Origin of the sequence: Paenibacillus sp. J5C2022, from assembly GCF_025567625.1 — a bacterium.
GTDB lineage: Bacteria > Bacillota > Bacilli > Paenibacillales > Paenibacillaceae > Pristimantibacillus.
Map to the genome: position 1 here is coordinate 88,437 of NZ_JAOQJC010000027.1, position 8,978 is coordinate 97,414.

The 8,978-nt window shown below is 57.1% G+C and carries 6 protein-coding genes and 1 pseudogene; all 7 read left to right on the forward strand.

The genetic code is table 11. The features are described 5' to 3' along the window. The first annotated feature begins 16 nt into the window (after positions 1-16). Positions 17-2,050: a YIP1 family protein gene (locus M6D81_RS20690; RefSeq protein ID WP_262678919.1), complete on the forward strand. Its 2,034-nt coding sequence runs from the start codon at positions 17-19 to the stop codon at positions 2,048-2,050. A gap of 14 nt (positions 2,051-2,064) precedes the next feature. Beyond that, positions 2,065-4,644 (forward strand): DUF5696 domain-containing protein, encoded by a 2,580-nt coding sequence (locus M6D81_RS20695; RefSeq protein WP_262678921.1) that lies wholly within the window; start codon positions 2,065-2,067, stop codon positions 4,642-4,644. A 1-nt stretch (position 4,645) separates the two neighbouring features. Beyond that, positions 4,646-5,548, forward strand: a complete 903-nt coding sequence (locus M6D81_RS20700; protein ID WP_262678922.1) for a carbohydrate ABC transporter permease — start codon at positions 4,646-4,648, stop codon at positions 5,546-5,548. Continuing rightward, positions 5,538-6,467 carry a carbohydrate ABC transporter permease gene (locus tag M6D81_RS20705; protein WP_262678923.1) on the forward strand — a complete coding sequence of 310 codons (930 nt, stop codon included), beginning with the start codon at positions 5,538-5,540 and terminating at the stop codon, positions 6,465-6,467. Before M6D81_RS20700 ends, M6D81_RS20705 begins: the two co-directional genes overlap by 11 nt. Before the next feature lie 33 nt (positions 6,468-6,500). Beyond that, positions 6,501-8,081, forward strand: coding sequence for a DUF4855 domain-containing protein (locus M6D81_RS20710; RefSeq protein ID WP_262678924.1), 1,581 nt, complete (start codon positions 6,501-6,503; stop codon positions 8,079-8,081). A 120-nt stretch (positions 8,082-8,201) separates the two neighbouring features. Further along, positions 8,202-8,770, forward strand: a pseudogene (locus M6D81_RS20715) (DUF4855 domain-containing protein). Beyond that, positions 8,733-8,978 (forward strand): hypothetical protein (locus M6D81_RS20720; RefSeq protein WP_262678925.1); only part of this gene is annotated, 246 nt, incomplete at its 3' end. The pseudogene M6D81_RS20715 and the gene M6D81_RS20720, both read left to right, overlap by 38 nt.

Below are 8,978 nucleotides of genomic sequence, written 5' to 3' on the forward strand. Positions count from 1 at the left end.
CATCATTTTACGCAAAATGGCTATCATCTTCGTCTTGCTTGCGATCTCCTTGCCGGCGGTCAGTGTCTCTGCGGCACCCTATTACGGCTATTCCTACTCCAGCTACGGGGAGGCCGTCCACGCTCCGCTCCCTTATCTGCCGGAGAGGATTGTATACGGGGACGATATCGGCGCGGGGGGCTTCCTGAATCCGGAGGATGTGTTCGCGGCGCCGGACGGCTCCATCTACATCGCAGATACCGGCAACAACCGCGTCGTCGTAACCGACGCCTCCTGGAGCGGCAGCCGGGTAATCGATTCCTTCGTGAAGAACGGGACGACGGAGCAGTTCAAAGAACCGAAGGGCGTATTCGTCGATGACAATAATGTCATATATATTGCGGATTCCGGCAACGGCAGAGTGGTTATGCTGAATGAGCAGGGAGAATATATGCGAATCGTTGAGGCGCCGCAATCCGATGTCGTGCGGGACGACTTCAAGTTCGTGCCCGTCAAGCTGACGGCAGACGCCGCCGGCCGGTTGTTCGTCGTCAGCCAAGGCGTATACGACGGCATCGTGGAATACGACGCCGCCGGCCGGTTCACCGGCTTTACGGGCAAAAATATGGTCCGGTTCGACGCCGCGGACTTGTTCTGGAAGCAACTGGCGACGGAAGCGCAGCGCAAGCAGATGAATCTGTACATACCGGTAGAATTCAACAATGTGGATATCGATGAGGAAGGCTTCGTCTACGCTACCGCTACGGAGAACAATATCTCGACCCAGATGGTGAAGCGGCTCAACCCATCAGGCATCGATGTGCTGGACCTGAAGGGCACCTCCAACATCCAGGGCGATCTGCGGGTGACAAGGGGAGGAAGCTTCCGGGGCAGTTCCGCCTTCATATCGGTAGCCGTCTACGGCAATGGCATATACGCGGCATTGGATGCCAAGCGCGGCAGAATATTCACCTACGACGCAGACGGCAATCTATTGTTCCAGTTCGGCCAAGTCGGCGATAAGGCCGGCAACTTCCGGGCGCCGGCCGAGGTGGAGTGGGTGGACGACGGCATCATCGTGGCGGACCGGACGCTCCACAGGCTGTCCGTATTCCGCCCGACGCGCTACGGCAAGCTGCTGCTCGACGCTTCAAGCGCTTATTACAACGGGCATGAAGAGGAAGCGTCGCGGCTGTGGCATGAAGTGTCGCAGCTCAATCGGAATCTTGAGCTCGCTCATGTCGGCATCGGCAAGGCCAAGTTCGAGTCCGGCGAGTATGAAGCGGCGATGGCCAGCTTCAAGCGGGGGGAGCATCGTCCCTATTATTCGAAAGCATTCGGCGCGAGCCGCAAAGACTGGCTGTGGGACAACTTCTCGTATTTGTTCATCGGGCTGCTGCTGGCGGCGGCAGCGCTGTTCACGCTTCGCAAGCGGCTGCCCGCCATCGTCTCGGAGAACGGCGGTCCCATGCGCCTTGCGCTGCGGACGTCCATCAAGCCGTTCTCCATGTTCTGGGAGCTGAAGTACGAGCAGAAGGGCCAGTTGTGGGTCGCATGGAGCATAGTCATTGGCGTTGCGGTGTTGTCGATGCTGCGCAAGTTTTATTCCGGCTTTCTGGTGACGGGATATTATATCCCCGAGATGAGCAGCGTGAGTGAGATGGCGCTAGTCATCGTACCGTTCATCGTATGGTGTATCGCGAGCTGGTCGCTCACGACCTTGATGGACGGCGAAGGCAAATTCCGGGAGATCGTGATCGCTTCCGGCTATGCGATGCTTCCGCTCTTGCTCGTCTACATTCCGCAGCTGTTCTTCAGCTGGATCATGACGACGGAGGAGATTGCCTTCTTCCTTCTGTTCGATAGCATAGCCTTGCTGTGGTTCATCGGATTGCTGTTCGTCGGGACGATGACTGTGCATCAATTCACGCCGCTTAAGACGGTGATTACGATGCTGCTGACGGTTGTCGTTATCGCGATCATCATCTTCCTGGCGCTGTTGTTCTTCAGCATCGTGCAGCAGCTGATGGTGTTCGTATCCACGGTTTATCAAGAATTGTCATTGCGCTGACGGGGGGAGGAGCCATGAATAGAAAACTACGCATTGCGGTAGCGTCTGCGGGCGCATGCCTCCTGCTCCTGGCCGTCTGGTTCATTGTGCAGCGGGAGGAACATGATTACAAGGCGGCGATCGCGGCGGCAGAGCAGGCCTTGCGGGCTACAGGCGGTGTGCCATCCGGGGAGGCGGGGGAAGCCCGCGGATGGAGCCCGGACAGCAGCCAGCCACCGGCATCCATGACGAAGGAGGCGGAGACGGAGACGCTTGTGCTCTATATGAACCGGGAGACGACGGAGCTGGCGGTCAAGCATAAGCCGAGCGGCAAGCTGTGGCGCTCCAATCCGGAGCATTGGGAGCAAGATGCCATCGCATCAGGAGACAATAAAGCGATTCTCTCTTCCGCATTTACGCTCACCGCGCTGACGATGAAAGGACAGGAGCAGAAACTGAACAGCTTCGCCGATAGCGTGGAGCATGGTCAATTTCAGATCGAGGAGCTGGAGGACGGAGTCAAGGTCATCTATACCGTCGGAGTGATTGAGCGGGGAATCGAGTCTATCCCGAAGGTAATCAGCGAAGCGAGATTCCAGGAGAAGCTGCTGGACCGGCTGAGCGACAAGCACCAGCAAGCAGAGCTGAAGAAGCGGTTCAAGCATGATCCGGAAGCGGGGGTATACATCCGCCGCGAGCTGACGGCGCTGGCCGCAGAGAATGTGCTCGCCATTCTGGACGAGGTCGGCTATACGGAGGAGGATCTGCAGGAGGATCAGAGCGCTCACGGCGTAGAGAGCCAGGAGTCGGGCGATATTGCCAGATATCTCGTTCCCGTCGATTACAGGCTGCGGGAGGATAGGCTGGCAGTAAGCATCGATACAGGGGCGGTCGAGCAATTGGGTACGCTTCCCCTGCATGCGATCGCGCTTATGGAAATGTTCGGTGCGGGCTCTATGCAGGACGAAGGCTACATATTCGTGCCGGACGGCTCCGGCGCGCTCATCACTCTGAACAACGGCAGGACGTCGGAGCCGGCTTATATCGCACCGATGTACGGCGATGATGTCGCCTTGCCTGCGGAGGAGAAGTTCGGAGAGCCGGAGCCGGCCAGGCTGCCCGTGTACGGGATGAAGCAAGGGGAGCACGCATGGCTCGCAATCGTCGAGGAAGGCGACGCAATCGCCACGATCAAGGCGGATATTAGCGGCCGGCTGCATAGCTACAATACGGCCTCCGCCACATTCACCGTCATGAGCAAAGGGTATGTGCTTATCGAAGGAGCCGAGAAGGCGAGCTCGAACCCCGTATTCCAGAGCAAGCCTTATGACGGACCGATTACGATCAGTTACGGCTTCCTGCATGGCGAAGAAGCGGATTATTCCGGCATGGCGCGCATGTACAGGGAATATCTGCTGGAGCGTTACGACATGAAGAGGCTGGAGAAGCGGGAGCACATCCCGTTCATGCTGGAATTGATCGGCAGCGTCGAAGTGCCGAAGTCGCTGCTGGGCATTCCTTATGAGGAAGTTCATGCGCTAACGACCTATGTGGAAGCGGAAGAAATGATCGGGGAGCTGCAGGAGCGCGGAGTGGAAGGCGTACAGCTCAGGCTCGGCGGCTGGTCGGACGGTGGCTTGCACCATTCGCTGCCTTCCAGACTGCGACTCGAAGGTGCGCTGGGCAGCGAGAGGGAGCTCGACGCTTTCATGGAGGAGATGCAGCAGCGGAATGTGCAAGTATACCCCGATACGGCATTTATGCGAGTGTACAGGAAGGGTAAGGGCTTCCGTCCGTCCAGAGACAGCGTCAAATATATATCGCAGTTGCCTGCGGTCGTCAACAAGCCGGATATGCCTACTTTCTTCTATGATGACTTGTACTTCGACTACTATCCGCTGTCGCCGGACTTGCTGCCCGGCATCGTAGACGGCTTCCTGCGGGGCGTATCTGCGAAAGGGTGGAGCAGCTTGTCGCTGCGCGATCTCGGCGACGAGCTGTATGCGAACTATGACGAGGAGCGGCCGATCAACCGCCAGCAGAGCGCTGCGCTCGCGGAGGCCGCCACGAAAGAGCTGCGAGCCGAGGTGTCCGACTTGATGCTGAGCGGCGGGAATGGCTATGCGGCTCCGTATGCGAAGGCGATCGTCAACGCGCCTATAGCCAGCAATGGCTATAACATTACGGATGAATCTGTGCCGTTCTATCAGTTGGTATTCCACGGTTATATGGACATGGCTGCCAAGCCGTTCAACACGGCGCTGGATCAGGACGGACACATCAATCTGCTGCAGGCGATCGAATCAGGCAGTACCGTACATTACAGCTGGTACCATGATGCGGATGTCAACCTGATGCAGAGCAGATCCACGAACCTGTACGCGCATGCGTACAAGGATTGGATCGATGAGGCGGCACGCGTGTACAGAGAAGCGGATGAGGCGCTGCGCAACGTTCGCCATCAGCTGATGGTGAAGCATGAGAAGCTTGCCTCGGGCGTCTATCGCACGACGTACGAGGACGGCACGGCCATCTGCGTGAATTACAACAGATTCCCTGTCACGGTAGAAGGGATGACGATTGAGGCGAGAAGCTATTGGAAAGGGGACAGGTAAGATGCGAATTGCCCGCTTGACGTTAAGCCGAAGAAAAGCTTGGATGGGCGTGCTGTTCATACTGCCGTGGTTCATCGGCTTCCTGTTCCTGTTCGCCATACCGCTGCTTCAATCGTTCCAGTTCAGCATGAGCGATATGAAGCTGGAGGAGAAGGGGATGTCGCTTATGTATGTGGGATGGAAAAATTATCTCGAGGCGTTCACCGTCCATCCCTCCTTTAACCGCGTGCTGACGGAATCCGTGACGAATATGCTGGTCAACGTTCCGCTGCTTATTTTCTTCAGCCTGTTCATCGCCGTCATCCTGAACAACAGATTTCGCGGCCGTGCGTTGGCGCGAATGGTGTTCTTCCTTCCCGTCATCGTCTCGACAGGCGTTATATCCAGCCTGGACTGGGCGGACGTGATGGGCCAGGCGATCGGACGTTCCATGTCGGAGGGGGACGGCTCAACCAGCGGTCTCAGCTTGTTCGCCCTTAAGGGCTTCCTGCACGATCTGGGGCTGGGCCGCTCCTTCGTCAATTATTTGACGGATGCCGTCTCCCGTATCTATGAGATCATCAGCGCCTCCGGCGTCCAGATTCTCATCTTCCTGGCGGGGTTGCAGTCCATTCCGCCTTCCCTGTTCGAAGCGTCGCGTATTGAGGGAGCCACGAGCTACGAGAACTTCTGGAAAATTACGTTTCCGCTCATGTCGCCGCTCATACTGACGAATACAATCTACACGATTATCGACTCGTTCCTGAACGGCCCGATGTCGCGCTTGCTGAAGGAAACTTCCTTCAAGCTGTATGAGTTTGGTCTTAGCGCCGCGATGTCCTGGATCTATTTCGTCGTCATTATGCTGCTGCTCGGTCTGTTCACGCTGCTGATATCAAGGAGGGTGTTCTATCATGACGCATAAATCCGCAGTGGCGGTGGAAGCGATGAAGGACTGGGGATGGAAGCTGTTTCGAACGACGCTGATCATCGGAATCGGCTACATTATTGTCTACCCCATCCTGCTGAAAGTATCGCTTGCGCTGCGAGGCAGGCAAGATATTTATGACCAGACGATCATATGGTTCCCGAAGCATCCTACGATGGAGAACTTTTTGTTCGTGCTGGAGCGGATGAAATATTGGGATTCCTTGCTTAACACGCTCAGCATCTCCACGATGGCTGCCGTGCTGCAGATGGCCTCTTGCGCTTTGGCGGGGTACGGCTTCGCCCGGCTTCGCTTCAAGGGGCAGGGCATCCTGTTCATCCTCGTCGTCTTCACGATCATTGTGCCGCCGCAGACGATTATGATTCCGACTTATATGCACTATCGGTTCTTCGATGTGTTCGGCCTGGTAGAGCTGTTCACGGGCAGGCCCGGCGTGAATTTGCTGGATACGAAGTGGCCGTTCGTCCTGGCTTCGCTGACGGCTACGGGTCTGAAGAACGGGCTGTACATCTATATTTTCCGCCAGTTCTTCCGCTCGCTGCCCAATGAGATCGAAGAAGCCGCGCTCGTGGACGGCGCCGGCGTATTCCGAACGTTCTGGCGGGTTATGCTGCCGAATGCGATGCCGGCCATAGTGACCGTCGTACTCTTCTCGTTCGTCTGGCAGTACAACGATTCCTTCTACGTCTCCATGTACTTGACGGATACGAAGGTGCTGTCAATGCAGCTGGCGGCCTTGCCGGGGCTGCTCAGCACGAATTCGCCGGAATACGTCCTTACTTCTGTCCGGTTGAACGCGGGCATCGTCATGGTTATACTGCCGCTCGTCCTGCTGTACTTGCTTCTGCAGAAGCAGTTCGTAGAGAGTGTAGAGCGTTCGGGCATCGTGGGATAAAGGAAGGGATTCTATCAATAGGAGGTGCAAGTCATGATCACTAATGTTCAGAAAAATTTGGCGGCGGGGCTGCCTTACGACATCGTCGATATCGACGGCGTCATTGAGACGGGCCAGCGTGTGCTGACCAATGGGAGAAGAGCGATGCTGTGTGCATCGGACGAAGAGTGGGTCCGCTTCTCGGGAGGGACGACCCGCGGCATTATCCTCAATCTGGGAGGAGAGCGGGCGGTAGGGCGGGTCGCCTTGCGCTTTATGCAGCAGACGGAGGTGAAGATTTTCTTTCCCGCAACCGTATCTCTCTACGCCTCGATGGACGGCGTGGAATGGGGGCTGGTCTCCCACCTTCCTTCCAGTATGCCGATATGGGCGCCGGGTCCGCCGCATGAGCAAGTCTACGAGTGGGATTGCAAGCGGGACGGTCTGCGCGGCCGGGACCGCATCGGAGCCGCTTGCCGGGCACGCTTCGTGAAGGTGACGCTGACGGCCGATCTCAACCTGATGGCCGACGAGCTGGAGGTGTGGGGGACGGATGCCGACGAGCATGATGCGGCGACCGCCTTGCCCGTTCAGCCGTCGTATATGCCGCCCGGAATGCATACGGCGGACATCGCGAACATGGTGTTGCTGTACAACGGGCATTACGCCAATGGCTGCGGCAATTGGACGAAGGAAGCCTTGACGCCTTATATCGCCTACGAGAATGAGCAAGGCGAGCTGAAGGACTGGATGTTCGACGGTGTATTGCTGCTGGGCATATCGACGCCCGGCGGGCTCAGCTTCGAGACGGGTTCGGCGGACATTATGAGGGAATGGAACTGGTATCTGGATAAAACGTTCGCCGCAGGCGGAGACCTTGCGGAGTTGAACCGGGCCACCGGCGTAGCCGCTCGCGTACTGAATGATAAGCAGCGCCGGACGAAGGTCGTGCTGATGGTGCCCAGTCCGGGCGAGCTGACTTCTTCCTTCCAAGTGATCGACGGCAAGCTGGGCATCCGGGGCGACCGGCCGCCGACGGGGGCCGAAGCGCTGGCGATGAAGTGCTCGCTGCTGGGCTGGTACTTGGAGCAAGTTCGGCAGCGATGGGAGACAGCCGGGTACGCGCATCTGCAGCTGTCCGGCATGTACTGGCTAAGCGAAGGGGTCAGCTGCGACATCCCGCAAGAGGACACGCTTATCCGCTACGTCAGCGGTCTTGTGCACGACCAAGGACTGAAGTACTTCTGGATCCCGTTCTTCTACGGCGGGAGGAGCTACGACTGGAAGGATCTGGGCTTTGATGCTGTCGTGCTGCAGCCGAATCACTTCTTCAACGATACGGGAGAGGAGCGAATTCGCGACACGGCCCACCTGGCGCAGCTGTATCGGGTCGGGGTGGAGATGGAATGCGACGAGCGAATGAACGAGGAGCCTGCGATGAGGCGCAAGTACATCGAGTACCTGAACGGCGGCGTAAAGTACGGTTACATGAAGCAAGCATTCAAAGCCTATTATCAAGGCAGCACCTCGCTGCTTGACAGCGCGCGCAGCAGCGATCCGCTGAACCGTCAGCTGTACGATTGGACTTATCAGTTTATACAAGGAAGCTACACCGTCAAAGGTTGTGAGCAATAAGATTCACGAATCTATCGGATGAGGTGATGGCCATACGTGAAGGTAAGGGGAGCGAAGGAAGTGCCGCTTGATCCGCCGTCTTATCCGAAGCCAGGCAAGCATACGGGCGGCATTAATGATATGGTGCTGCTGTACAACGGCTGGTATGAAGGCGGCAAGGGCGACTTGAGCAAGGATGACATTATGCCGTACATTCTATATTCGGATGCATCGGGCCAGCCGCAGGACTGGATGTACGACGGGGTGCTGATGCTCGGCTTGTGGACGGAGCACTTCGGCGGCGATATGGGAACCGGTACGACGGATCTGGCGGGGTGGCAATGGTATCTGGACAAGACGTTCGCGCCTGAAGGCGATATGCACGCGCTTAACGAGGCGACCAAGGAAGCGGGTGTCCTGCTGAACGATAGAAGGCACCGGACGAAAGTCGTGCTCGCGCTTACGCCAATCGGGTACTGGCGCTGGAATGGTACATGAAGCAGCTCAAGGACCGCTGGCGCGCAGCGGGCTACTCCCATCTGGAGCTGGCCGGCTTGTACTGGTTGTCCGAGGGCGTTCCGAATTACGACACCTATGACGTGAAGCTGGTTCAGACGATGTCGAAGCTCGTGCACAGGGAACGTCTCCCCTTCTTCTGGATTCCTTACTTCTATGGCGGCAACAATGCCAACTGGGATGTTTACATTTAACCCGCCTTCCGGTTGGAAAGTAAATGGGACATCAAGCGTAGCCTTTAGCGGTTTTGGCGGGCCGGCAGTGTTTTTGTGCTATTGGGAAATAGCTTCTAAAAATATCATGGTCAGTCTGCTATCGCAAAAAACGGTCATGCAAGAAGACAGTACGGCAGGAGACGTTGCAACATTGAAAAATGACTTCAATGCTCTTCTGTTAAAACTA

Bases quoted from the DNA above. Each gene is read 5' to 3' on its own strand.
- M6D81_RS20690 (WP_262678919.1), top strand. From the start codon at position 17: ATGGCTATCATCTTCGTCTTGCTTGCGATCTCCTTGCCGGCGGTCAGT.
- M6D81_RS20700 (WP_262678922.1), top strand. From the start codon at position 4,646: ATGCGAATTGCCCGCTTGACGTTAAGCCGAAGAAAAGCTTGGATGGGC.
- M6D81_RS20695 (WP_262678921.1), top strand. From the start codon at position 2,065: ATGAATAGAAAACTACGCATTGCGGTAGCGTCTGCGGGCGCATGCCTC.
- M6D81_RS20705 (WP_262678923.1), top strand. From the start codon at position 5,538: ATGACGCATAAATCCGCAGTGGCGGTGGAAGCGATGAAGGACTGGGGA.
- M6D81_RS20710 (WP_262678924.1), top strand. From the start codon at position 6,501: ATGATCACTAATGTTCAGAAAAATTTGGCGGCGGGGCTGCCTTACGAC.